This is a genomic window from Nocardia tenerifensis NBRC 101015 (genome assembly GCF_000308715.1).
Lineage (GTDB): Bacteria > Actinomycetota > Actinomycetes > Mycobacteriales > Mycobacteriaceae > Nocardia > Nocardia tenerifensis.
Map to the genome: position 1 here is coordinate 1 of NZ_BAGH01000119.1, position 24,856 is coordinate 24,856.

The 24,856-nt window shown below is 62.4% G+C and carries 19 protein-coding genes, 1 tRNA gene and 2 pseudogenes; 15 read left to right on the top strand and 7 right to left on the bottom strand.

The window, feature by feature from the left end:
- A partial coding sequence (locus tag ON39_RS09550; protein WP_051186456.1) for a TPM domain-containing protein occupies positions 1-1,514 on the bottom strand: 1,514 nt, incomplete at its 3' end.
- A gap of 726 nt (positions 1,515-2,240) precedes the next feature.
- On the opposite strand from ON39_RS09550, the gene ON39_RS09555 reads away from it, so the two are divergent.
- The 4 genes from ON39_RS09555 (at position 2,241) to dnaG (ending at position 6,992) form a co-directional block, all read left to right on the top strand.
- Positions 2,241-2,918, top strand: a complete 678-nt coding sequence (locus ON39_RS09555; protein WP_040733024.1) for an MBL fold metallo-hydrolase — start codon at positions 2,241-2,243, stop codon at positions 2,916-2,918.
- Positions 2,919-3,000: 82 nt separating this feature from the next.
- The gene (locus ON39_RS09560; RefSeq protein WP_040733025.1) at positions 3,001-3,681 is read left to right on the top strand and encodes a YdcF family protein; all 681 of its coding nucleotides are present in this window, start codon (positions 3,001-3,003) and stop codon (positions 3,679-3,681) included.
- The gene (locus ON39_RS09565; protein WP_040733026.1) at positions 3,681-4,940 is read left to right on the top strand and encodes a deoxyguanosinetriphosphate triphosphohydrolase; all 1,260 of its coding nucleotides are present in this window, start codon (positions 3,681-3,683) and stop codon (positions 4,938-4,940) included. Before ON39_RS09560 ends, ON39_RS09565 begins: the two co-directional genes overlap by 1 nt.
- 126 nt (positions 4,941-5,066) lie before the next feature.
- Positions 5,067-6,992: a DNA primase gene (dnaG, locus tag ON39_RS09570; protein WP_040733027.1), complete on the top strand. Its 1,926-nt coding sequence runs from the start codon at positions 5,067-5,069 to the stop codon at positions 6,990-6,992.
- Positions 6,993-7,455: 463 nt separating this feature from the next.
- On the opposite strand, the gene ON39_RS09575 is transcribed toward dnaG, so the two are convergent.
- Entirely contained in the window at positions 7,456-7,701 is a 246-nt protein-coding gene (locus ON39_RS09575; RefSeq protein WP_040733029.1) for a hypothetical protein, read from the bottom strand.
- 131 nt (positions 7,702-7,832) lie between these two features.
- On the opposite strand from ON39_RS09575, the gene ON39_RS09580 reads away from it, so the two are divergent.
- A complete protein-coding gene (locus ON39_RS09580; RefSeq protein ID WP_040733030.1) occupies positions 7,833-8,615 on the top strand; it encodes a class I SAM-dependent methyltransferase in 783 nt (260 codons plus the stop codon).
- Positions 8,616-8,644: 29 nt separating this feature from the next.
- Here the strand turns inward: ON39_RS09580 and ON39_RS48585 are convergent, their stop codons facing one another.
- Positions 8,645-8,785, bottom strand: coding sequence for a hypothetical protein (locus tag ON39_RS48585; protein ID WP_157195428.1), 141 nt, complete (start codon positions 8,783-8,785; stop codon positions 8,645-8,647).
- Positions 8,786-8,943: 158 nt separating this feature from the next.
- Here ON39_RS48585 and ON39_RS09585 point away from each other — a divergent pair, with 158 nt between their 5' ends.
- On the top strand, positions 8,944-9,897 hold the full coding sequence (locus ON39_RS09585) for an endonuclease/exonuclease/phosphatase family protein (RefSeq protein WP_157195429.1): 954 nt from the start codon (positions 8,944-8,946) through the stop codon (positions 9,895-9,897).
- Between the two features lie 21 nt (positions 9,898-9,918).
- A tRNA-Asn gene (locus ON39_RS09590) sits at positions 9,919-9,991 on the top strand.
- Between the two features lie 163 nt (positions 9,992-10,154).
- Here the strand turns inward: ON39_RS09590 and ON39_RS09595 are convergent.
- The 3 genes and pseudogenes from ON39_RS09595 to ON39_RS09605 all read right to left on the bottom strand — a co-directional run.
- Positions 10,155-10,949, bottom strand: a pseudogene (locus ON39_RS09595) (IS256 family transposase); the annotation flags it as partial.
- 16 nt (positions 10,950-10,965) lie between these two features.
- Complete coding sequence (locus ON39_RS09600; protein ID WP_040733031.1) at positions 10,966-12,165, bottom strand: IS110 family RNA-guided transposase; 1,200 nt, start codon at positions 12,163-12,165, stop codon at positions 10,966-10,968.
- 222 nt (positions 12,166-12,387) lie between these two features.
- A pseudogene (locus ON39_RS09605) lies at positions 12,388-12,861 on the bottom strand (IS256 family transposase); the annotation flags it as partial.
- Between the two features lie 468 nt (positions 12,862-13,329).
- Here ON39_RS09605 and ON39_RS47125 point away from each other — a divergent pair.
- Both ON39_RS47125 and ON39_RS51400 read left to right on the top strand, forming a co-directional pair.
- Positions 13,330-14,616: a DNA cytosine methyltransferase gene (locus ON39_RS47125; RefSeq protein WP_211336402.1), complete on the top strand. Its 1,287-nt coding sequence runs from the start codon at positions 13,330-13,332 to the stop codon at positions 14,614-14,616.
- A gap of 211 nt (positions 14,617-14,827) precedes the next feature.
- Positions 14,828-15,268 (top strand): DNA mismatch endonuclease Vsr, encoded by a 441-nt coding sequence (locus ON39_RS51400; protein ID WP_083894345.1) that lies wholly within the window; start codon positions 14,828-14,830, stop codon positions 15,266-15,268.
- 32 nt (positions 15,269-15,300) lie between these two features.
- Here the strand turns inward: ON39_RS51400 and ON39_RS47135 are convergent.
- Positions 15,301-16,112, bottom strand: a protein-coding gene (locus tag ON39_RS47135; RefSeq protein WP_211336408.1) for an IS5 family transposase whose coding sequence is annotated in 2 segments (ribosomal slippage) — positions 15,301-15,782 and positions 15,782-16,112 — 813 coding nt in all. Because the reading frame shifts where the segments join, the coding sequence is not laid out codon by codon here.
- 233 nt (positions 16,113-16,345) lie between these two features.
- On the opposite strand from ON39_RS47135, the gene ON39_RS09625 reads away from it, so the two are divergent.
- The 6 genes from ON39_RS09625 to ON39_RS09650 all read left to right on the top strand — a co-directional run bounded on the left by ON39_RS09625 (position 16,346) and on the right by ON39_RS09650 (position 24,842).
- Positions 16,346-17,182, top strand: a complete 837-nt coding sequence (locus ON39_RS09625; RefSeq protein ID WP_051186459.1) for a GIY-YIG nuclease family protein — start codon at positions 16,346-16,348, stop codon at positions 17,180-17,182.
- A 1,180-nt stretch (positions 17,183-18,362) separates the two neighbouring features.
- Positions 18,363-19,139, top strand: a complete 777-nt coding sequence (locus ON39_RS09630) for a hypothetical protein (RefSeq protein WP_040733037.1) — start codon at positions 18,363-18,365, stop codon at positions 19,137-19,139.
- A 288-nt stretch (positions 19,140-19,427) separates the two neighbouring features.
- The gene (locus tag ON39_RS09635) at positions 19,428-20,441 is read left to right on the top strand and encodes a hypothetical protein (protein ID WP_157195430.1); all 1,014 of its coding nucleotides are present in this window, start codon (positions 19,428-19,430) and stop codon (positions 20,439-20,441) included.
- A 48-nt stretch (positions 20,442-20,489) separates the two neighbouring features.
- Entirely contained in the window at positions 20,490-22,328 is a 1,839-nt protein-coding gene (locus tag ON39_RS47140) for an SNF2-related protein (RefSeq protein WP_169335872.1), read from the top strand.
- Between the two features lie 38 nt (positions 22,329-22,366).
- Positions 22,367-23,251, top strand: a complete 885-nt coding sequence (locus ON39_RS47145; RefSeq protein ID WP_157195431.1) for a protein NO VEIN domain-containing protein — start codon at positions 22,367-22,369, stop codon at positions 23,249-23,251.
- Between the two features lie 58 nt (positions 23,252-23,309).
- Complete coding sequence (locus ON39_RS09650) at positions 23,310-24,842, top strand: PIN-like domain-containing protein (protein WP_040733042.1); 1,533 nt, start codon at positions 23,310-23,312, stop codon at positions 24,840-24,842.
- Positions 24,843-24,856 lie beyond the last annotated feature (14 nt).

Here is a 24,856-nt window from a genome sequence, read left to right on the forward strand (position 1 = left end):
GCGGCGATGGCGCGGTCGAGCTCACCGTCGGCGGCCACCGCGTCGTGGAAGGCGTCGAGCGGGTCGGCCGAGGCGGCGGCCGTCGCCTTGTCCAGAGCCGCTTGTGCGCTCGCGGTCGCGGCGGCCAGTTCCGGTCCGCCGTAGCCGGAAAGCTCTGTGGCGGAGGCGATATCGCGGCGCAGCTCATCGAGCACCGCGGGCAGTCCGTCGCGGGCCTGCTGAATGTCGGCGGCCGCGTTGACGACCCCGTCGAGCAGGGCGCGGGCCTGGCCGACGGCCGCCTCGGCGGAGCGGATCGCGGCGACCGCGCCGCCCTGCTTGCCCACCGGCTGGGTGAGCGCCGCCCGGCCCGCGTCGATGTTCTGCTCCGCGAAGGCGATTCGTTCGCGCGCCATGGTCACGTTGTCGTGGATGGGGGCGAGCACGCTGGGCGGGTGTGCGGCGGTGAGCCGGGCGAGCTCCGCCTCGGCGTCGGGCAGGCGGCTCTTCAGCTCGACCAGATCCCTTGTGAGCCCGTCCAATCGGTCGGCGGCGTTGATCAGCAGGTTGCGCATGGCGTCGAACTCGGCGACCTGAGCGTCGAGTTCTCGATCGGCTCGGCCGACCGTGCCGATCAGGTCGACGAGCAGGGTGCGCTGCTCGTCCGGCGTCTCGGGGATGGCGTCGTCGAGTCGCTGCCTGATCGAGAACGCTTTGGAGGCCGCGGTTTTCGCGTGCTCGAGCGCGGTGGTGAAGGGCAGCGTCGCGGTCGCGCCGAACTCGCCCGTCGCCAGCTCCAGCTCCTCGGCGCTGGTGCGGATCGCGTTGTCGATCTCGACCAGCGCCTCGCGCGAGCGCGCGTGCAGCGCCTCCAGGGGGAGTGCGGCGAGCGCGGTGGTGTTGTCCGGGTCCACCTCGCGCGCCACGGCGAGGTCGGCCCGCGCGCGGTCGCGACGCCGTTTGCGCGCGAACAGCAGCAGGCCGCCGACCACGAGCACGACCAGCGCGCCGATGACCAGCAGAAACCTGAGGTCGAGGCCGCCGTTCTGCATGTCCGACCGCAGCCCGTCCGCCGTGACGATGCCCGCGTCGGCCCACCGGCCGTCGCGCAGCGCGGGCTCCACCTCACGCGTCAGCAGGCTGTCCAGCTCGGAATCGCTGACGCCGCTGGGCAATTCACCGTCGAGCCGGTACGAGTGCTCCTGCGTGGCGATCGCCAGCAGCAGATCGCGGCCGCCGAACTCGGACTTCGCCGCCGTGCGCTGCGCCCACGCCTCCGGCCCGAGGCCGTCGAAATCGCGCACATAGACGACCCACAGCCGGATCTGCTGATCGGCGTACAGCTGATCCACCGCCGACCGCACCCGATCCATTTGCCCGCCGCTCAGCACCTTCGCCGAATCGACCACATAGGTGTCCATCCGCAGCGGAGCCTCCGCCACCCCGGTCGGCGCGCCGAGCAGGCCACCTCCCGCGAGCAACACACTCAGCACCAGCCAGGAAGTCCAGCGGGCAACACGATTCGGCAGCGACATGCCATGAATCTATCGCGCGACCGAGTCCTCGGGCTGCTGGTCAGCGCCCAACCGGATATGCGACGAGCTCGCCCACCTGCCTCCGATGGCATCCGGTCTCGAGCGACGGCATGCGTAATCCCGGCGATCCGGAGCGAGGGCTGAGTATCCCCATTCGATCGGCCGGTCGGAGCGGGGGTTGGAGTGTCCGCCTTGGCGCGGCTGGCTCGGAGCAGGGCCTGAAGAATCCATGTTGGAGCGGCCGGTTGGGGATTCGCGTCGGCGTGGCCGGATCATGGCGACGGCTGGAGTATCCCTGTTCGGGCGGCCGGTCCGAGCGGGAGCTGGAGTATTGGCGTTGTTTCGAAGCGAGGCTCGAGTATCGGCATCCGTGTGCCAGGTTGAAGCGAGGTTTGGAGCGTCCGTGTTCGTGCGCCCGAGGCTGTGCCGCGGTAGCCGGGCAGCCCGGAGCTGCGGCGTGCCGGGAACGAGGTGGTGTCTCGGCGATGAGCCTCGCGCTCGTGTTTTGGCGTGTCTTCCTGCGTGCCGAGTCGGCGCAGCGCTTTGGCGCGCCCGCCCGAAGCAGCCACATCCTTCCAGAATCAGCACCCTGCAATAGGTGCGCTCCCAGTAAAGAGTGCGACTTCGGCGAGGCGCCCGGTGTGTGGACTGTAAAGCCGACACACGGCAGCAACATGACGGTCGCGGCGAACTGCACGAGCGGTCGTCGCTCGATAGCATCGACGTGTGATCACCATAGACCGCCCGTACACCGGTCACGTCTCGCCGGGTTCCGATCCGCAGCAGCGTGACGTCTCGGGTGCCAGCATCGTCAAGATGTCCGTCGGCGGCATGGACAACAACTGCTACCTCGTGCAATGCGCGACCACCGGGGCGGCGCTGCTGATCGATGCCGCGAACGAGCCCGACCGCGTGCGCGAACTCATCGACCATGTGGCGCCGGGCCAGGTGGGCGTGATCGTCACGACGCATCAGCACCCCGACCATTGGCAGGCGCTGAAGGAGACGGCCGCCGCCACCGGGGCGCCCACCGCCGCACACGAACTCGACGCCGGCCCGCTCCCCGTCAGCCCGGACCGCCTGCTCGCCGACGGGGACCGCATCGACGTCGGCGACCTCACCCTCGAGGTCATCCACCTGCGCGGCCACACCCCGGGTTCGGTCACCCTCGCCCTCACCGACGGCGACGGACGCGTCCATCTCTTCACCGGCGACTCCCTGTTCCCCGGCGGCCTCGGCCGCACCACCGACCCGGCCGACTTCGACTCCCTCTACACCGACGTCACCACCAAGCTTTTCGCCCGCTACCCCGACGACACCGTCGTCTACCCCGGCCACGGCGACGACACCACCCTCGGCGCCGAACGCCCGAGCCTGCCCGAGTGGCGGGAACGCGGCTGGTAACGGAGCTTCGAGACGGTCAGTCGCCCGAATAGCTGGAGTGAAACGCACGTACTGGCAGACTTGGGGAGTGGATTCGCCAACGATGCGCGCTCGAGCCGATGCGGCACCCGGCCCCGTCCCGCAGCGAGGCAACGGGGTGGGGGTGTTGCGTTGGCTACGACGGTTGATCGTCGGGTCGGCTTTGATGGGGGTGGTGCTGGTCGGCGGTACGGCGTTTCGGGTGTGGCAGGTGGCGCGCATCGATGATTATTCGACGGCCGACGCCATCGTGGTGCTCGGCGCCGCGCAGTACTCCGGCACACCGTCCTCGGTGTTCGAGGCGCGACTGGATCAGGCTTATCGGCTGTTCCGGCTCGGCGTGGCGCCGCGGGTGATCACCGTCGGCGGCAAGCAGGAGGGTGATTTGTACACCGAGGCGGCGTCCGGCAAGAACTATCTGCAGTCGCGTGGGGTGCCGAGCGACAAGATCCTGGCCGTCGAGACCGGTTCGGACACCCTGCGCAGCATCGAGGCGGTCGCGACGGCCATGCAGGCCCGTGACATGAACTCCGCGGTGCTGGTCAGCGACCCGTGGCACTCGCTGCGCACCCGCACCATGGCCCGCGACGAGGGCCTCGACGCCTGGACCGCGCCGACCAGGACCGGCCCCGCCGTCTACACCCGCGAGTCGCAGGCGCACGGAATAGCCAGGGAGACAGGCGCTTTGCTCTGGTATCAGCTCACTCATTTCGCGGCGGACTTCGCCTACACGGCGGGTCAGTAGTGCGCGGATACACCGAGCACGACTACGAGCGACTGGTCGCCGAGCGCCCCAAGACCGCCGGGCTCGGTCCGCCGCGCAGCGAGTTCGAGACCGGGCATCGCACCGAGTTCGCCCGCGACCGCGCCAGGGTCCTGCACTCCGCGGCCCTGCGCCGCCTCGCCGACAAGACCCAGGTCATGGGTCCGCGCGACGGCGACACCCCGCGCACCCGGCTCACCCACTCGATCGAGGTCGCCCAGATCGGCCGCAGCATCGCCGACGGCCTCGGCTGCGACCCCGACCTGGTCGACCTGGCCGGGCTCGCCCACGACATCGGCCACCCGCCCTACGGCCACAACGGCGAGCGGGCACTCGACGTCTTCGCCGACGCGCACGGCGGTTTCGAGGGCAACGCGCAGAACCTGCGCATCCTCACCCGTCTCGAGCCGAAGGTGCTCGACGCCGGCGGCGCGAGCGCGGGCCTCAACCTGACCCGCGCCTCCCTCGACGCCGCTCTCAAATACCCCTGGGGCAGAACGGGTTCCGGCACCAAGTTCGGCGCCTACGACATCGACCTCGACCGGCTCGCGTGGATCCGCGAGGGCGCGCCGGACCGCCGCCGCAGCCTGGAGTGCCAGATCATGGACTGGTCCGACGACGTCGCGTACTCCGTGCACGACGTCGAGGACGGCGTGATCGCGGGCCGCATCGACCTGCGCGCCCTCGCCGACCCCGCCGAGCAGGCGGCGCTGGCCCGCCTCGGCCACCACAAGCACTACTCGCTGTCGGCGGACGAACTGGTCGCCGCCGCCCAGCGGCTCTCCGAACTGCCGGTCGTCGCCGCGGTCACCGACTACGACGGCACGCTCGCCAGTTCGGTTGCGCTCAAACGACTCACCAGCGAACTGGTCGGCCGCTTCGCCACCGCCGCCATCTCCGCGACCCGCGAGACCGCGGGCAGCGACCGGCTCTCCCGCTACGGCGCCGACCTCGAGGTCCCGCATGTGGTCGCGGCGGAGGTCGCCGTGCTCAAAACCGTCGCGCTTCGCTACGTCATGTCCGATCCGGACCACCGGCTCCGCCAGGAGGCCCAGCGCGAGCGCATCCACGCCGTCGCCGAGGGGCTGCTTGCCGATGCGCCGCGCAGTCTCGACCCGCTGCTGCTCCCGTGGTGGGACGCCGCTACCGACGACACCGCGCGGGTGCGGGTGATCGTGGACCAGATCGCGTCCTACACCGAGAGCAGGCTCGAGCGAGTCGCGGCGTCGCTCGGTCGGTGATACGCGGAGTCGCGTCGGGCGTGCGGCGCGGGAATGTGATTTAACCTACGTCTTTCTCGCCAACCGCGCCGTCGAGCCGGAGCCCGTAGGTGAAGAAGGTCGGTCTCGACGGGTACGCTCACTGCCGTGCCCGGACGACTCCCTGATCGCGATATAGCGGCGATACGTGACCGCGTCCGCATCGAAGACATTGTGGGGGAATACGTCGCGCTCAAGCGCGCCGGCGCCGACTCCATGAAGGGGTTGTGCCCGTTCCACGACGAGAAGTCGCCGTCGTTCCACGTGCGGCCGAATCACGGCCTCTTCCACTGCTTCGGCTGCGGCGAGGGCGGTGACGTCTTCGCGTTCCTGCAGAAGATCGACCACGTCGGCTTCGTCGAGGCGGTCGAGCAGATGGCCGACCGGATCGGCTACCAGATCAACTACGAGGGCGGCGGCACCTCGGTGCAGCGCGACCGCGGCACCCGGGCCAGGCTCGTCGCCGCCAACGCCGCCGCGCACGAGTTCTACATGGCCCAGCTGCGCGAGCCCGGCGCCGAGACGGCCCGAAAGTTTCTCACCGACCGTAACTTCGATGCCGCCGCCGCCCAGCAGTTCGGCTGTGGCTACGCGCCCGCGGGCTGGGACACACTGACAAAGCATCTGCTGCGCAAGGGTTTCGAGTTCAAGGAGCTGGAGGGCGCGGGCCTGTCCAGGCAGGGGCAGCGCGGTCCGATCGACCGGTTCCATCGCAGGCTGCTCTGGCCGATCCGCAACCTCGGCGGCGACGTCATCGGGTTCGGCGCGCGCAAGCTCTTCGACGACGACACCATGTCGGGGAAGTACATCAACACCCCGGAAACCATCCTGTACAAGAAGTCTCAGGTGCTGTTCGGCCTCGACCTCGCCAAGCGGGAGATCGCCAAGGGGCATCAGGCCGTCGTCGTCGAGGGCTACACCGACGTCATGGCCATGCACCTGGCCGGCGTGAAGACCGCCGTCGCCTCGTGCGGCACCGCCTTCGGCGACGAGCACCTCGCGCTGTTGCGCAGGCTGATGCTCGACGACAACTTCTGGCGCGGCGAGATCATCTACACCTTCGACGGCGACGCGGCGGGCCAGGCGGCGGCGCTGAAAGCCTTTGCGGGCGACCAGAAGCTGGCCGGGCAGACCTACATCGCCGTCGCCCCCGACGGCCAGGACCCGTGCGAGCTACGCCAGCACTCCGGCGACGGCGCCGTCCGCGACCTCGTGGCGCGGCGAACCCCCCTGTATGAGTTCGTGATTCGCGGCCTGCTCGCCGACCACAACCTCGACACTGCCGAGGGCCAGGTCGAGGCGTTGCGCCGGGCGATCCCCGTGGTCGCGCAGATCAAGGACAACGCCCTGCGCAAGGCGTACGCGACGAAGCTGGCCGGCTGGGTCGGCTGGGACGACATCCAGACCGTCGTCCGCCGCGTCGGCGACGAGGCCAAGCGCAACCGTTCCGGTGGTGGCAGTGCGAACGGGCGGCAGGCGCCCGGTGCCCCCAAGCCCGAGGTGGTCGCCGAACACCCTGCGGCGCGGCCCAATCCGAACGATCCGACCCTCATGCCGCAGCGTCAGGTACTCGCCGCGGCGTTGCAGTATCCGGCCATGGCCGGGGCGGTGTTCGACTCGCTCGAGGCAGACGCCTTCACCCACCCCGCCTACGCGGCGGTTCGGTTGTTGATCGCCGAGGTCGGCGGCACCGGGGCCGGACTCGGAGGAGCCGAGTGGGTCAATGCCGTCGCGGACCGCACCGACGACCTGACCATGCGGGCATTGCTCTCCGAGCTGGCCAACGAGCCCTTGCCGGTCAAGAACGAGGCGGGTATTCCGCGGTTCGTCGCAGGGGTGTTGGCGCGCACGCAGGAGGCGTGGGTCGGGCGGCAGATCGCCGAGCTGAAGTCGAAGTTGCAACGGGTGTCGTCCACCGAGCAGCCCGAGGCGTATATGGCGTTGTTCGGTGATCTGGTGGCGTTGGAGCAGTATCGCAAGAGTCTGTTGACACAGGCGATGGGGAGCCACGACGACTTCGCCACGGGAGCTTGAGAACTCGCGTCGGCGAGTTATGAGCTGGGCACGAGCTGGATCAGTCCCACGGCCTGGTCCACGGCGAATGTTCCTATCCCCAGTTGGCCCGAGTACCCGAACGCCGACAAGCCCGACCGGCAGACACTTGCCACTGATCTCACAGAGCCTCCACACCGTTCACAAGGGGTCGGGGCCTTGTGAACGGTGTGCACGGTCTGTGAACGGACCTTCTTCCCACCGTAGCGTCGCACCCACCCACCCACCTACCTCGCCTAGCGGTCAGGAGCGCGTGCTCAGCCCCAGCGTGGTCATCTAACTGTGGTCGCGTCTAGAGCATGAAGATCGACAGAGTCATATGGTCGCTGCTCAAGATCACTTAGCGGCCATATGACTCTGCTCGATGCACAGACGAGCCTCGGGAAGGATTGCTCGCCCTCCAAGAGGTATGCGAACCCCCCGCAGCCAGCGCTGGTTGCGCGGTTCAGCGGCGGAGCTGGTCCTGCGGGACCAGGACGGTGGTGCGCTCGTCGAGCGGCTCCATGGGCTCCAGGCGCGGCTTGGTGCTGAGCTTGTCCGACAGCTTCTGCCGGCCGACGAGCACCAGCTTGCGGGTCACCGGGCTGGCCGACAGCGCACGGGTCGCCGCGCTGATCTGCTCATAGCGAGCCCGCCCGGCCTTGCTGCCGAGTACGTACCCGGCCGCCACGCCGATGATCAACCGCAGCATCTCGATGTGCTCCTCCCAGTTGCCTTGTCGCCGGGTCTATCCTGCCCGACGCGCCGTGGCCGTGTCGATCCGGATGGCGGCTAGTGCTGGACCGGCCACGAAACTCACAGCGCCCAATGAGAATCGACCACATGACTGGCCTCTCGCTGACCACCGAGCGTCGGAACGAACTGGCGGCGCTGCTGGACGACGATGTACGACTCCGCACCGAGTATCCCCAGGTCGCCGACTATCTCGACACGGCGCCGAGGCTACGTGGCGCCGGCGACGACGCAGCCGACGCGGCATTCGATCTGCGTTTCGTGCACTTCATGACCGGCGGAGAGTCGGCGAACCCCTACTGGGACATCGTCAGGCCATCCGTGGTCGGGCGGGTGGTGAGCGGCGGGAGCGCGCGTCTCGCGTACGCGCAGACGATTTTGCAGGCGGTGTATGCCTACGCCGTGCCGTCGCCGGAGACGCTGCGCTGGTTGGAACACTTCGCGCAGGGCCGCCCCGTGCTGGAGCTGGGCGCCAGCAACGGATACTGGGCGGCGCAACTCGCGCGGCTCGGCGTGAACGTCACGGCGTTCGATTCGGCCCCGCCCGACACGTCCGAGAACGTGTCTTTTCCCGGAGCCCACGTGTGGCAGCAAATCGGGAGCCTGGACGAGTACGCCCCGCAACCAGAATCCGTGCTGTTCCTGTGCTGGCCGCCCGGCTGGGGCGATCCCATGGCTTCCCGCGCGCTACGCGGATTCGAGGAGGCGGGCGGTGAGCGCCTCGTCTTCATCGGCGAGCCCAAGGGCGGCAAGACCGGCGACGACGCCTTCTTCGATCGGCTCACCGCCGCCTGGACGTTGGAAAGCCAAGACCCCGACCATGTTTCGTGGTGGAACCTCGCCGACGACGCACAGGGGTGGGTTCGGAGGTAGTCGGTGCCGCTTGGCCGGCACCGAATTGCTCAGGCGGCGAGCTCTTCTCGCTTGGCCCGATGCTCCTCGCACAGATGGCGCTGGCCACGGCGGACGAGCGCCGGGTCCAAACGCTGTGCGAAGGTCAGGTTTTCGATACGCCAGCAATCGCCGCATGTCGTGTCGCGCATGTCGGCCTCCTTATTCAGTTGCTCAGCGGGTTGCCCAGGAGTGCCCACTTCGCCGAGTGCTCAGCCCTGTCTTATCCATACTCACCCCTGATGGTGGCCGGACTGTTACTTTCGCCCGTTTCATCAACCTCTCATCTGCCGGACCCATCGTGGTCGGCATGCCGCACGCCACTCCGAAAGACCTGATGCTCGCCGCGGCCGCCGCACTCCTCGCCGCGCTGCTGCTCGAGCCTCGCCTGGTGCCAGGAACCGCCGGTCAAATAGTCGGCAGCTTCCTACCGTGGCTCCTCGCCCCCACCGTGCTACTCGCCGCTGTCGCCGTCGGCACAGGCTCCAAAATCGGCACGGCGGCGGTCGTACCCCCCATCGCGGCCTGGTCCGTGCTCTTCGTACCCCAACTCGTCGAACGCCCCGACACCGCGACCACCACCCCCGCCTTCCGCGTCGCCACCCAGAACCTCGGCACCGCCGGCACAGCCGCCGAATTAACCGACGCCGCAGTCATTTCCGTCCAAGAACTCACCGACCGCAACCGCCCCTCCGTCGCCGCCGCCCTCGACCCTCGCCACCCGCACGTCGCCACCGTCGGCACCATCGGCCTGTGGAGCCGCTACCCCCTCCACGACATCGAACGCCTCGACCTAGGCCAAGGCTGGGCCCGCGCCCTCCGCGCCCGCATCGAACTCCCCGCCGGCGAAGCGACCGTCTACGCCGTCCACCTCGGCTCCATCCGCCTCGGCGAAACCGCCGCCCGCGACCGCACCCTCCACACCCTCACCGACCTGGTCCGCCGAGACCCCTCCACCCGCCTCCTAGTCCTGGGCGACCTCAACACCGCCTCCACCGACCCCGCCCTGACCCCCCTCACCCAAACCCTCCACGACGTCCGCACCGGCTTAGCCTTCACCTGGCCCGCCCCCTTCCCCCTCACCAACCCCGACCACATCCTCACCCGAGGTTTCACCCCCCTTGACGCCACTGTCCGCCGCACCCCCGGCACCGACCACCGAGCACCCACCGCCACCCTCGCCCCACCCCACATCCCCCCAGGTAGCGACGCGATTTGGGCCCGCGCCCGCCCATACGCTAAAGTTTCTCCTCGGCCCGCCTAGCACAGACGAGCCGGAGGATAGTCCCCTATAGCTCAATTGGCAGAGCAGCCGACTGTTAATCGGCAGGTTTCTGGTTCGAGTCCAGATGGGGGAGCAGAACGGCCCCTGACCAGCGTCACAGCACGCATGGTCAGGGCCATAGTTGTGTTTGGAACCCTGACTGCTTACAGACTCCTGGCGGGTTCGTTCTCCCCTGCTCTTATGTGGTCGTCCAAGCGGGAGTGTCGGATTGCCGGTGGATCTGATCCCGGTGAGGGTTAGTTTCCGGTTGGGGTGATCCGGCCTTCGAAGGTGATCGCGAACGCGTTCAACGCGGGCTTCCACCTCATCGCCCATCGTGCCCGACCACGGCCGGTCGGGTCCAGCGAACGCGTCACCAGATACAGGCACTTGAGCGCTGCCTGCTCGGTTGGGAAGTGGCCACGCGCCCGCACGGCCCTGCGGTAGCGTGCGTTCAATGACTCAATTGCGTTGGTAGAGCAGATAACTCGGCGTATCTCGACGTCATAGTCCAGGAACGGCACGAACTCGGTCCACGCGTTCTCCCACAACCGGACGATCGCTGGATAGCGTGACCCCCACTTGCCGGCGAACTCGGCGAAGAGTTCCTTGGCCGCGGCCTCGGTCGGGGCGGTGTAGACAGGCCGCAGATCCTTGCTCATCTCGTCCCAGTACTGACGGGCCGCATACCGGAATGCGTTGCGCAACAAGTGGATTACACAGGTCTGCACGATCGCGCGATCCCAGACGGTGTTGATCGCGTCGGGCAGGCCCTTGAGTCCGTCACAGACCGCGATGCACACATCGGCGACCCCACGGTTCTTGATCTCGGTCAACACCTGCAGCCAGAACTTCGCTCCTTCACCACCGTCACCGGCCCACAACCCGAGGATGTCGCGTTCACCGTTGACGGTGACCCCGATCGCCACATAGATCGGACGATTGGCCACCTGACCATCGCGGATCTTCACATGCACCGCATCGATGAACACGACCGGATAGACGTGATCGAGGGGCCGGTTGCACCAGTCGGTCATCTCCGCGACCACCTTGATGCTCCTATGGATGTCAAGCTGCGGCGAGCCAAGCCCGATAGGTGTTGGCGAGTTCGTCGTCGCGAGATTGGCCGCGTTCGAGGCGAGACAAGGTGCCTGGCCAGACACCGAGATGTCGGGCGGCGGCGGTCAACGTGATATTGCGCTCTTGGCGCGTTCGGCGCAGGTCGGCATAGTCGGGAGGGGTCACCGCGCGAGTCAGCAGCCGGTAGATCTCACGCGCGATCGCGCGTTTGAGCAACCGCAGGATTTCCGGCTTTGACCGGCCCGCCTGCGACTGTCGCGCCGCATAAGCGCGGGTCGGTGCATGTCTGGCCATGCGACACAGTGCGATGCGATGCAAGGCATTGTTGGCGGCCCGGTCGCCGCCACGCGAAAGGCGATGACGCACTGTCTTTCCTGAAGAGGCCGGCACTGGAGCGGCCCCGCACAACGCAGCGAAAGAACCCTCTCCTCGCAACCGTTGAGGGTTCTCACCGGCGGTGACCAGCAGCTGCGCGGCGGTGTCCGGGCCGACACCATAAGCCGAACGCAGAGTCGGACACAGCACCGCAGTCAACTGGTCGAGTTCATCGGTCAAGAACTCGACCTGGTCATCGAGGAAGACGACCCGTTCGGCGAGTGTCCTTGCGGCCGTGACGATCCCAGCGGCCATCGGATCACCGTGGGTGTTCGACCGTGTTTCGATCAGAGCGTCGATCAGCTGTTTGGCCCGATGCTGGCGAAACCGACTACGCACGACCTCCGGCGCGCTGACCAGCAACGCCTTGATCTGGTTGATCGAGGCGGTGCGAGCCTTCACAGCCGAACGACGAGCGCTCAGAAGTGCCCTGACGACACCGATTCGCTCGTCTTTCGGCTCCGAAACGCCGTGTCCGCACAGCGCTGCTCGAGCGGCGGCATACGCGTCGAGAGTGTCGGTTTTGCCACGGCATCGCCGAGCAGCTCGGTCAGGTCGGTGAACTTCAAGGACCGGAATACCCTTGGAGGCAAGCGCTCTGGTGAAACCGGCACCATAGCTACTGGTTCCTTCGACTCCGACGACGCGTGGCACACCATGGCGGGTGAGGAACTCGATAGCCGAGTGATATCCCGTTTCCGTTGTGGGAAACTCTCGATCGGCCACGGGTTGCCCACCCGCGGAGATCACTGCGACATGAATGGTGTCGGCATGGGTATCGGCGCCGCCGATGATCTCGTCGGTGTCGGTCATTCTCGCTGGTCCTGCCCTTCTCTATGGCGACAGGCACGCCGACCGCGCAGGCAGACAAGACATTGACGAGGGTGGAAGCAAGCCCCTATTAGGTCATCCCCGCCCGGCCGGGCATGCTCGAACGTTCCCGCCCGAGCCGGCGGACCAAGGTCAGGACAACCCAGCAGGGCGTCAGTCAGTGATAGAGCAACGACCCGAGCGGGAACGCATCACATCATCAATGTCGGTGATCGCCGAGACGGTGTCCTTGGACACCGAGGCGCCGTAGATCTCGGCGAAATGCGCCGAGACCTCCCCGGTGGTCAGGCCTTTCGCGGTCAGCGACAACACGATCTCATCCACCCCGGTCAAGCGGCGCTGCCGCTTACGCACGATCTTCGGATCGAACGAGGAATCGGTATCGCGTGGGACATCGATCTGGACCGGGCCGATCTCGGTGACCACGGTCTTCGACCGAGTCCCGTTGCGTGAGTTAGGTGTTCCCCGACCAACCGGATCATGCTTCTCGTATCCGACATGCTCGGTCATCTCCGCTTCCAAGGCGGTTTCCAGCACGGTTTTGGTCAACTGGTTCAGCAGTCCGCCCGGCCCGACCAGATCGATGCCCTGCTCTCTAGCCTGGGCCAGCAACTGCTCGGCCAGCTTCTTGGTGTCCGCCGCGTCCTTGTTCACCACAGCGGCCAGTGTCTCCGACATCAGTCGGTCCTTCCTGCCGAACCGTCAGGTTCGGCCGATCGGACCGGGATCAAGATCCGCCGTTGTTCCGACACTCCCGTCCAAGCGGCTCTCGCTGTACCGACGTGGCGTCGCGGGCGTACACGTGCGAGTGTCGTGTACGTGCGTTGCGTCGCTGCCGGGCCCAACCGCGTAAGCTGAGCCGCCGCAGCGCGGGGTTCACTCGGACTACTGGACCGATGGGCAAGTGTGGCGATACCAACGCCCAACTCATCGGGGTGTCGCGTCATCGGACATGTCTTGCTGTGTTGGCCTGTTGATCCGAGTATGTCGCCGTGTCACGGTACGGTGTTCTGGAATCGGACAGGTAATTACATGGTTGTAGTCCGATGATGGGACCATGCGAGAGGGTCGCGGGCGTCGCGATGCGAATCGTGGTGCGCGAGGCTGCATGTCTCATGTTGGAGAGTAAGTAGATGGTGCCGTTTGGTGCAGCGAGACGAAGAGGATGAGATGCCGAGCTTTTATGAGTTCTTCGCTGGTGGCGGGATGGCGCACGCTGGCCTGGGCGGCGGATGGGAGTGCGTGTTCGCGAACGACATCGACACCAAGAAGGCGGCGAGCTATAAGGTGAACTGGGGCGATGCCCATCTGAAGGTCGGCGACGTTGCGGGGCTGGCCGTGACCGATCTGCCTGAAGGGCGCGCTGACCTGGCGTGGGCATCGTTTCCTTGCCAAGACCTCTCCTTGGCAGGTGCCGGTGCAGGTTTGAGCGGTGCTCGGTCGGGCACGTTCCACCCGTTCTGGAAGCTGATGAAGGCGCTTAACTCAGAGAATAGAGCGCCGAAACTCGTTGTGCTTGAGAATGTCGTCGGTGCCCTTACCGCAGGCCTAAAAGACACGATTACAGGCAAGAGCGACGGACGCGACTTCGTTGAGCTCGGAAAAGTTCTCGCGAAGGAGCACTATAGGTTTGGTGCCCTGGTTGTTGACGCTGTTCATTGGGTTCCACAGTCGCGCCCTCGACTGTTCATTATCGCTGTACACGATGAAGTGCAGATTCCGACACACCTGATTTCCGATGCTCCATCGGATCGTTGGCACCCATCTACATTGAGGACAGCACATCGGCGACTCATGAGTAGTGTCAAGGCGGCAGAAGACAAGTGGGTCTGGTGGAACCTGCCTGAGCCACCCAATAAACGGGTGAGGTTTCAGACGCTGGAAAAGCTTGTTGAAAAGAAAGAAGTCCCAAAAGGGATCGTCTGGCACTCGGAAGTCGTAACTAATGCCCTACTTGATTTGATGAGCGACTTTAACAAAAAGAAAGTCGAACAAGCTAAGCTGGACACAATTAATGGTGGCCGTCGGGTAGGGACGGTATACAAGCGGATGCGTCCGGAGGGCGAATGGGTAGAAGTGAATGGGAAGAAGAGGCGTCAAAATATACAACGTGCTGAGGTTCGATTCGATGACATTGCGGGATGTCTGCGTACCCCTACTGGTGGCAGTAGCCGTCAAACGATTTTGATCGTAGAGGGCGAGTCTGTTCGATCTCGCCTCCTGTCGCCACTGGAAGTCCTTCGCCTGATGGGTTTGCGGGATGACTACAAGTGGCCCGAGGCATACAGCTACAACGATATGTACCATCTCGCTGGTGATGGTGTTGTAGTGCCTGTGGTGCGATTTCTGGCTGAAAACATTCTCGAACCGGTGCTGGCAAACCAAGTTGTCGCCGCCGATGCATCCGAGTCACCTGTCAAATTGACGGCGTGAGTGCCGACGACCTAGTTCCTGCACTGCAGAACTTACGGCGGGGAACCCGTTACGACCAAAGGGCGCTTGCTGTGGGAATCTTGGTTACTGACTTTGGTAGTCGTCTTGCCATTGCCCACCTTGTCAGTCGATATAATGAGACCATACAGAAGGTTGAGACAGATTCGGCGATGCTCTTTGCCAGCAAGAGCCGCAAGTACAGGTCGCGTCGATGAAGGAGAGCGCAGAGCAGCGCAGCAGAACTATGCGTGCAGTGCGCTCACGAGACACCGCTCCCGAAATGGCCGTTCGACGTTATCTGCATGCGGTCGGCTTGCGGTATCGCCTGCATGACCGGCGCTTGCCTGGAAAACCCGATCTCGTTTTCCCCGGTAGGCGAATTGTCTTGTTCGTTCATGGCTGTTTCTGGCATCAGCATCCTGGATGCCCTGCGGCTGCTCGGCCGGCGTCGAATACCGAGTACTGGACTCGCAAGCTCGATGGCAACGTTGCTCGCGATGTACGCCGCCGCGAAGAACTTGAAGCAGACGAGTGGACTGTACTTGTCATCTGGGAATGTCAAATTCGTAACGAGGAAGCGATGGCGGACCTGGTGGCGACGATCGGGTCCAGCTCTCGGCGGGCCGCGAGATCGCATCGCCGACGCCAATGACCTGCTACATCTGAAACGGCTAAGACAGTGTCTTACGTGGCTAATCGAGCCTTTGTCAGTTTCTTGTAGCCGGTCAGTGCCGCGGCGAGGGTGAGGAAGGCGAGATAGTGCGTGGCTTTGCGGTCGTAGCGGATGTTGAGCCGGTGGTAGCCGGTCAGCCAGGAAATTGTTCGTCCGATGACCCACCGATGTTGTCCGAGGCGTTCACTGGATTCGATGCCTTTGCGGGCGATGCGGACCCCGATACCGCGGTCGCGAACCCAGCCGCGCAACTCCGCACCGTCGTAGGCTTTATCGGCGTGCAGCTTCGCGGGCTTGCGGCGACGGGGTCCGCGTCGAGACCGCACCGCCGGGATCGCCCTGACCAGCGGGCGCAGTGCCTCGGCGTCGTTGGTGTTGGCCGCCGAAATGGTTACGGCCAGAGGTATTCCGGCCCGATCGCAGAGCACATGGATCTTCGATCCGGCCTTGCCGCGGTCGACCGGGCTCGGCCCGGTCATAGCGCCCCTTTTTTCGCCCGCACCGCCGCCGCATCGACGACCGCACGTGACCAGTCGAGCAAGCCTTCGCTGCCCAGTTCGTCCAGCACCGCCCGATGTAAGTGCCGCCACAAGCCGGCCTCGGTCCAGATCGTGAACCGCCGATGCGCCGTCGGCACGGTCACACCGAACGACGGCGGCAACATCCGCCACGCACAACCGCTGGTCAACACATACACCACAGCGGTGAACACCGCCCGCTCATCGATCGGGGCCGTACCGCCACCTTGTACACGCGGGGAGAACTTCGGCAGCAACGGCTCGACCAACGCCCACAACTCATCGGGCACCAACCGCCGCGACAACTCGACAACCACGACCAGACATCCTGTGGCACAACTGGTTACGACACGCGGAAAACCGAACTACAACGACGTGAGACACGGTCTAAGGAGTGGACATGCCGGAGTTCTAGCCGGGTGAACTGTCGAAGCGCAAAAAAGATTCTACAGCCGGTCGATCTGTGTAAGACTGCTTGCACTTACGGCAACGACGCATGGAAACCAGTCAGCCTTATACTTGGAGTTAGAGGGAACCGATGTCAAGTCATGGAAAAGCCTCGCTGAACGACGTGAAGAAGGCTCCGAAGCGGAGCGAGCTGCCTGCGGCCGACGTGCAAAACTTTCGCGCCTTGCTTAAGGATTTTTTGAGCGCAAGGGATTCCGAGGGGAGGGTGTGGGCGGACGCGAAGTGGGGAGTCTACGCCTTTTATGATTATGACGGCGAGCCCATCTATGTTGGGCAGACAAACGAGCAGCTGCGTGTCCGGGTCCAGCGGCACCTCACCAATCAGCGCACAGACGCCGTCGCGATGCGAATCCTCGACACGTTCGAGGTGGCTGAGGTCGAGATCTGGCCGCTGTGGGAGTATCAGAATATCGCTCCCAAGAGAAAGGATCCGGAATGCTTCGTTCGGGCCCTGTATCATCTTAACCAGTGTGAGTACACCGTATACCTTGACGCCATTAATAACTCGAAATACAAGGCAATCCTCAATGAAAAAATACCACCGGTCTCGCCGCGCTGTATCCTCCCGCCATCCCTTCGGAAGCCGCTGATTTCAGAGCGCATTCGGCACGAGCGGGAACATCCAGACATCAGGATTGCTCGGCGTGCGGAGGCGATCTCGAGACTTGCAGCTGTGGCGCGCGAACGAGGCGAAGTATCTCCGGGCCTTCGGCGGGCGCTTGTTGTTCAAGCTGTTCGACTCACGTACCTCTCGGCACAGAGGCTTGCTTATGTAGAGGGTCGACGCGAACCGGAACCGACGGCAATCAAAGTGTCAGAGCTCGTCGGCTCGGTGCTGGAAGAGGTTGCCGACACTGACGATGGGCAATACGCGGAAGACAACGAAGATGACGCCCTGAGCGATTAAAGATTTTGCACGGGTTATGCTCGTGACGATAGACAGTGTCCGTCATCGTCTCCGTTCTGCTCCAAGAGTTCCAGAAGAATAACGTGCGGAGATGATTCCTCATTCACTGTAACGAGCAGCGTCGATAACGATGGAATTTCATACATCCCCTCGAATCGTCCGACAGGTGTCCGCGGATGGAGTACTTGAATCGGAACCACTGACTCGCATGCTCGAAGCCTGCCTCGCAGAAAACTCAAGGCCACCTCAAACCTCGGCACCGGCGTCCGGCTTAGCTGCCGGAGGCCATGCAAACCGAGCAGACGGCGGGCTCGACGATATCGGCGCCGGTGTCAGCTATTCGACGAACGAACACAGCGGAGGCCGCAGCGACGGGAGCTCAGACGCTTGGGCGTCCGCCACGGCCGGTTCGCACTGCGCATCGGTGGACGCTCCCAGTGTCTTGTCTGTTTCGATCAGCTTCTGCTTGCGCCATATGTCGATCGTCTGATTACTGTGCCAAATCCGCAGTTACATGCGAGGTGGGCCGGCCGGCGGTCACCGAATGCAGGAGGAACTCTTAGGAAACCGACCTTGAAACGAGCAGGTCATCTGTCGATGACTTCGTGACCAACAGTCGAATAAACCACTATTGAGAACCGGGGAACATCATGCTTCCCCGAATAACGTGAGCTTTAGAAACGTCGTGCGGTATTCCTCTGAGCCGGGGCGCGCCCGTTTGGATTCTCCTGCGTCGTTGCAGTAGATCTGAAAGTGAGTTGACGTCGCGGCTTAGGTAGCAGCTTGCGGTGCCGCGGTTCGCGAGTCCCTGACGCCTGTCGATGTTGGGACCGATATGGGCCGCAGTCTGGGGAAGCGCGGACTCTGTCCATGCCCTGCTGAGTGGCGGCCGTTCAACGTCAGCGAGCAATCGGCCTTCGGCGGAGCATAAAGAACAGTCTCGTTTCACTTCTGGGTCGGTTATCGGCAGCCTCTGGCGGTAGCTGCAAGTGTCGGTGGGGGAGAGTAGGTTGAGTCCGTCAACGTTTGTTGCTGGGCGTGGTTAAGATCGATTGTCCAGGAGCGCAATAGAAGTCGGCTCTCATGGGGTCGCTAGGGAGACAGGGGTAGATGAGTGGATGCTGAGTTGGCCGCACCGTGCCGCCATGTAGGTGTTCCACTGCCTGGCGTAATTGACAGCGTGACTCAGCTCATTCAAGGCTTAGCTGATGACGCAGACGTGCTTAACAAGTACGGGCTGACGATGGAGGAGTACCGACTGGCTCTGCCCGGGGCGATTGAGCAGCTCCGTGGTCGCCAGAGCGCCAGCGTGTCCGAGCGTAAAGAGTTCCTCTACGAACTGTTGCAGACGCTTGTCGAGAACGGATACCTTGCGCGGCTTGAGAAGCCCGATTACGGCAAAGATACTGTGTACCGCCTGACGCTCTCGGGGTTCGGCGATGTCGCGATCATTCAGAAGGGCTGCCCGGATGGCGCTCACAGTAGCAAGCGGTGGAAAGTGCCAGAGTGGGCCCGGGAAACTTACCTGTGGTGGCTGTGTGACAGCACACGCTATGAGCCAGGGGCGCACGTTGACAAGGGCGTTAAGCGCCTACTGGGCGAGTTCCTCGGAGCGCGCCCCGATACTCTGTCAGGCGTCATTTTCCACGACCGCCTATGCGGGTCACCGAATCGTCCGTGCCCGAAGAGCCGATACGCCCTTCAAGTAGGAGAGCGCAGCGTCCCTCCTCCGTGTGTATACGTGATGCCGGATCGCGATAGCGCCGCTGATGCTTGGAACTGGAACGGTGAGGTGCGCCGAGTCTTCCCCGAGGCGCTGTTGCAGGCTTTCGGCATAACACCCTCGCAGGCAAGTCAGTTCATCGGCCACATCGGGTTCCAGCGTCGCCAGGGTGCGATCAGGACGACCATCACCTCGCGGTTCGGCCCCGGCCGCGCAACCACGTTCAGGAGCTGACGAATGCTTCACAATCTTGACCCCGCCCGAAAAGCGTTCCTAGAGGCGCGGACTAAATCCAACACTGTGCCCGTGCCGGCCTGGCCGAGGAGCGAGAAGAATCTTCCACAGGCTGAACTGGAGACAACCTGGGTACGGTTCTCAGTCACAAACCATCGCACTCGCGCTGAACAGGAGCGGGAACGGCGTCTCGCAGGACGAGAAGACCTCTTCACGGCCGACCCGCTCGGCCCAGTGGCGCAGGACGCCCAATACAGGATTCTGTGCGCTCAGCCTAGCTTCGATGAGTTGAAGCGAGACCTGCAGTCTCGGGGCCAGCAGGAGCCCGCGATCGTCACCGCGGACGGCATTCTGATCAACGGCAACAGGCGCACAGCAGGGTTACGTGCGCTGTGGGAAGCCGGTGAGCTGTCGGCGAGGTACGTGAGCTGCCTTGTGCTGCCAGCGGATGCAACGACATATGAGCTGGTCGATCTGGAAGCCGAACTCCAGGTCGCCAACAGCTTGAAGCAAGATTACTCCTGGGTCAACGAAGCTATGCTCATTGAGGAGCTTTACGATCGTGCCCAAAAGAATTGGGAACATGTAGCCAACCGTATGCACCGGACTGTCGCTGATGTTCGAGGAATGTACGATAAGCTCCAGCAGCTACACCAGCTGGTCGAGCTCTCAGGCGGCACCCGCCTCCACCTCGATTTTGTGGAAAACGAGTCTGTATTCGACGAGCTTTCTAAGTACATTAAAAACAAGCCGCAGCAAGAAGCCGACTCTGTGCGAGCTGTATATTTCTTGGGTGCACTGACCGGCACGCCCTATAGACAATTACGGCACCTTCGGCGCGCAGATAGTGCACAACTCGTACTGAACGAGATGGCCGAAGATGTGACGATGCGTCCAATTCTTGAAGCCGCCGACGCCGCAACACCGATGGCATCGGATGACTTGCTCGACGATCTTGTGGGCAGCAGCGAGCCTTTCTCCCCTCTGCACGGGCTGCTTGCTTTTGTGGCCCAGAAGCGACCCGAAGCCAATATTGTTCTGGACGATGGCGATCGAGTCCAAGTTCGAGATGTACTGACAAGTATCGGAAGCTCGATTATGACTGCCGCAGATGAAGCCAAAGAGGAGGACCGTGATCAGTCTGCGCTCCAAGCTCCATTGGTACGTGCCGGCAAGGCGATCGACGAGCTGAAACGTGTAGTTGCCGCACTCCCCAGGGCTCGCCGATACCCGGAATGGGATGAGGCCGAATTTGCCAAGAGGGTCGCTGAGCTTAATGAGCTCCTCGACAAGATTCGGTGATTTATGATTTTTGCCGAGCTTATACGAGACACGCGTCCGATTGTCAAGTTGGAGAAGCGCGAGGACACCAAACCCGGAGCATGGGCACGTTTGCAGGAAGCGCTGTCCAGAGGAATTGTGGGCGGAACGGTCGATACGTCCCATGTGCGGGCCGATGTCTTTTTTGCCGAACTAAAGTCGCTACAGGAGGTGCGAGCACTCTTCGCCGAAAAGTTTGACTTCGGCCCGATCCTCACCGACCAACTCCGGACGCTGTCCAGGGATCGTCGAGACCGTCAGGCAGCGATGGCGCAGACGATCGAGGTCTCTATCGAGGACTTGCTAGAAGAACTAAGAAAAGCCGGTTTTACCCGCCAACTGAAGTCGTTTCAGGCGGCTAATCTTGCTGCAGTCCAACGCATGCCGCATGGTGCTGATTTCTCTGTTCCCGGTGCAGGCAAGACTACCGTTGCCCTGGCTAACTATATCCTCAACCGAGCGCGCGGTATAGTACAGCGTCTGCTGGTGATCGCGCCGATTGCCGCATTTCAAGCATGGAAAGAAGACGCTGCCGCCTGTATCGAACCAGCACCAGGAATTCTCGTTCACGGCGGAGTTGGGACTCTAATACCAGACGACACTGAGATGCTTTTAACCAACTACAACAGGGTGGCTGCTGACTACGACCGCATTCGAGAATACGTAGCAATCAAGCCAACTCAGGTGATTGTAGACGAAGCCCACCGGATCAAACGTGGAGAGAACGGCGTTCACGGCCGTGCAGTCCTCGACCTGGCCTATGCCGCACGTCGGCGAGATGTCTTGACCGGGACTCCGGCGCCACAGGGTGCCTACGACCTCGTCGCACCGGTTAGATTCCTCTACCCCGGACAAGATCACGACATTCTACCTGACACAGTCTACAACCGGAAGGCTGGCCGTGATGAGGATGTAGTCTCAGCCGCAAGTGCCGCGATCTCCCGATACTTCGTGCGCACGCCCAAGACCGAACTCGACCTTCCGCCAACGACGTTTGATATCGTCACCGAGCCGATGCCACCGATTCAGCAGGCGATCTACGACTCGCTTATCGGACAGTACCGGGGCCGCTTTAAGCTCGACACCCAGGACCGCCGAAAGTTCGATCGGCTTGGCCGGATAGCCATGTATCTGCTTGAAGGCGCAACAAATCCTATGTTGCTCGCCGCTGGATCGGATGTTGATGATCAGGAAGGATTCGAACATCCGCCCCTGGAAATAATGGGGAACGAGACAGTGGCCGACCTTCTGCTGAAGTACCGAGATCTCGAAGTCCCCTGGAAATACAAGAAGGTCGCGGCGCTCGTCGATGCTGCCGCTGATAAAGGTGAGAAGGTAATCATCTGGTCAACCTTTGTTCGAAATCTAAAGCTGCTCGCAAACTACCTTCGCGTGCATCAGCCCGCGCTGGTACACGGCGGGGTACCCTACGCCGATATCGCTAAGACCGACCAGGTCACCCGTGATATGGAGTTTAACCGATTTCGTTTCGATTCTAACTGTCATGTCCTGCTGGCAAACCCCGCAGCATGTGGAGAAGGCGTAAGCCTGCACCACTGGTGCCATCACGCGATCTACCTAGACAGAACCTTCAACGCCGGCCACTTTCTTCAGAGTCAGGATCGAATTCACCGGCTTGGTCTCGCTGACACAGTCACAACGAAATTCACGTTGCTCATGAGTCGCGGGACCATCGATGAGCTGGTCGACGGCCGCCTTCGAGAGAAGGTACGAGCCCTGGCCCAACTGATGGCTGATCCCGGCCTTGTGAAAGTGGCTCTACCCGAGCCTGACACCGACGCCAGAGAGCGCGCCGGGAACGATGACGACATCGCGGCGGTCGCCGCAATGCTGCAGACGGGACGCTGATGCTGCCCATCCACGGTGCCGCATATAGCACACTGTTGTTGACGCACGTCGCCCTTATGACCGCCAGGCGCAACGTCGACGAATGGGTCGACGCGGCGCGCATCCACGGTCTGCAGCACGCCTCACAAACAGAGATGCACACCTACGCACAGCACTTGATTGACTGCGGCCTCGCGACCTTGGACGCTCACATACAGATCTCACCACGGTTGATAGCTGCCGCGAGGTTCCCCGATGGACGCGCAATGAAACATATCGCTCAAGTGCTGCTACGAGCGCGGCCGCCATTTTGGCTGTATCTAGCGGTGAACGGGAGGCACGTGCAGCGTGAGCTTATCCCAACCGACGATTTGAAGGCGCTGCAGTGGCTGGAACCTCGCCTTGATCAAATTCTGGTGAGGTCCGCGGCCGATGTGAATGCTGAGGCCGATGACAAGGTAGCAAAATTTCTTGGAGAAGCTGCTGAGCTGCTGCTGGTAGCTGCTCTGGAATACGAGGGCAGACAGCCGGTTCATGTCGCAAAGCTCAGTGACGCCCACGGCTATGACATAGAGGTACCAGGGAGGGATGTCGACTGCATCGAAGTCAAGGCAGCGAGCTCGGCATCCTCGGAAGAATTTCATATTACGCGGAACGAATTCGAGACTGCCGTTTATTGCACGAGCCGTTGGAGGCTTGTTCAGGTTGTCTTCGACAATGCGGCTCTTTTGGCCGACAAGATAGGGGTAAATCACATCGAATCTATCCGTGAACTTGGCCATGAAGCCTTGCAGCAGTTGATACCCGCCGACACCGAAAGCTTCAGATGGGAAAAGTCTGCACGGATCTCTGTGCCGCTAAATGCTTGGCGGGACTCTGAAATCCTTCCCGATCCGGATTTTATTATTCCTGGACTGGCCCTTCGCGCTGCCACTCATCTGTGACCGCCAAGACATCGTAAGAAAACGGTAGTAGTTGTACTGATGATAGGTTGGTAATTAGTTGAAAAAGGTCTTTCGGGAATGGTATGCTCCGACCTCTGATGAGCTCGGGGATTTCTATAAACACGGCACAATCGCGCTGGATGCCAATGTGCTGCTTTCTCTCTATCGCGTCAGCGGTTCTCAGCGGAGCCAGATCCTCGCAGCGTTGGGAAAGATAGGTGAGAGGCTGTGGATTCCCTTCCAGGTCGCTTATGAATATCAGAAGAACAGGCTCGGCGTAGCTTGGGATGTCAACGCAAATTTCGATGCCATTGAAGCGATGCCCGAGTTGGTGATGAAAAGTATCACCGATTCGATGCGGGAGACGCTGGGCGATTACTCGCTGAAGGCGGGTCAGCGAGTGCGCGATCGTGAGATACGACAAACGATTCAGCGGTATTTCAAGGAGGTGCAGGATGACATCATTTCGTTTGCTGAAAAGCATCTAGTTAAGCTAGAGGAAGAATTTAAGACTATTCGGTCGGCGCATACGATCGGATTCGATGACGTGCGCTTCGATGATCCGGTGCGTGATGCGCTAGATACAATTATTGGTGAGTCGAACATGGGCGCTCCGCTGACGGCTGAGGAGGATGAAAAACGTCGGAAAGCCGCGCAGGCGCGTATGGAGGACAAGGTTCCACCCGGTTATAAGGACTTCAAAAGTAAACCTGATCCATTGGGGGATTGCCTCATATGGTTTGAGCTTATAGAGCACGCGAAAGCTACGAATAGAAGAATTCTTTTTGTCACCGACGATGTTAAGGAAGATTTTTACGTAAAATTGCATGGGAGGACGATTGGGCCGCGAATCGAGATGGTCACGGAAATGGCGGAGAAGTCTGGGCAGTCATATCATCAGACCACGTTGGAAGGGTTCTTGAGATCAGCTAATAAGTATCTGGATGCCGAGGTCGCGGAGGAAACTATTTCGACCGTACGCTCGGCTAGGGAACATGCCAGCAGTCAAATGGTGAACTTCGGGCCGATTGATCGTGTGGAGACGACATCGATACCGGATCAGTCGGATCCTTCTGCTGTTGAATACGAGCTATTACTGACTCTCGTGCAAAAAGTAGAAGCTGATGTCGGGGAAGACGCCGAAAATTTCCAGAGCGTGGGTATGCTTGGGTCGGTGACCGCAGCTGCGGAAGCACGGGGTGATATCGAAACTCTCAAGCGAGTCCTCAATATCCACTTCAGTATCGGTTCGAATTTGTCTACGGTTTTGAACACTCAGATGTCGATAGCGCGGGCCCTTATGAAAGCCCAGCAGCCCGCCGAGGCCGCTATATACCTTGAGGGCGCGTATGCTGATGCTCGACGAGCGCAAAGTGATCGTAGGTTCCAGATCGGCCGTCTCCTTGCCGATGCACTGGTGAAATCAGGCCAGAGAGAGGCAGGCCGCCGAGTATTGACCGAGGTTATCAGCGATATCGAGGCGAAGCCCGCGGGCCACAGCCGCCTTGTAGTTAGCGAGGGAAGACGATCCTCGGAATTATATCGGGCGATGTTTGGTAAAGATTTTCAAACGGGTACAAATTTCGAATAAAGCTAACGGTTTGA

Bases quoted from the DNA above. Each gene is read 5' to 3' on its own strand.
- ON39_RS09575 (WP_040733029.1), bottom strand. From the start codon at position 7,701: ATGCTGCGGTTGATCATCGGCGTGGCGGCCGGGTACGTACTCGGCAGC.
- ON39_RS09600 (WP_040733031.1), bottom strand. From the start codon at position 12,165: ATGACCGACACCGACGAGATCATCGGCGGCGCCGATACCCATGCCGAC.
- ON39_RS09560 (WP_040733025.1), top strand. From the start codon at position 3,001: ATGCGCGCTCGAGCCGATGCGGCACCCGGCCCCGTCCCGCAGCGAGGC.
- ON39_RS51400 (WP_083894345.1), top strand. From the start codon at position 14,828: ATGAAGGAGAGCGCAGAGCAGCGCAGCAGAACTATGCGTGCAGTGCGC.
- ON39_RS09580 (WP_040733030.1), top strand. From the start codon at position 7,833: ATGACTGGCCTCTCGCTGACCACCGAGCGTCGGAACGAACTGGCGGCG.
- ON39_RS09625 (WP_051186459.1), top strand. From the start codon at position 16,346: ATGTCAAGTCATGGAAAAGCCTCGCTGAACGACGTGAAGAAGGCTCCG.
- ON39_RS48585 (WP_157195428.1), bottom strand. From the start codon at position 8,785: ATGCGCGACACGACATGCGGCGATTGCTGGCGTATCGAAAACCTGACC.
- ON39_RS09585 (WP_157195429.1), top strand. From the start codon at position 8,944: ATGCCGCACGCCACTCCGAAAGACCTGATGCTCGCCGCGGCCGCCGCA.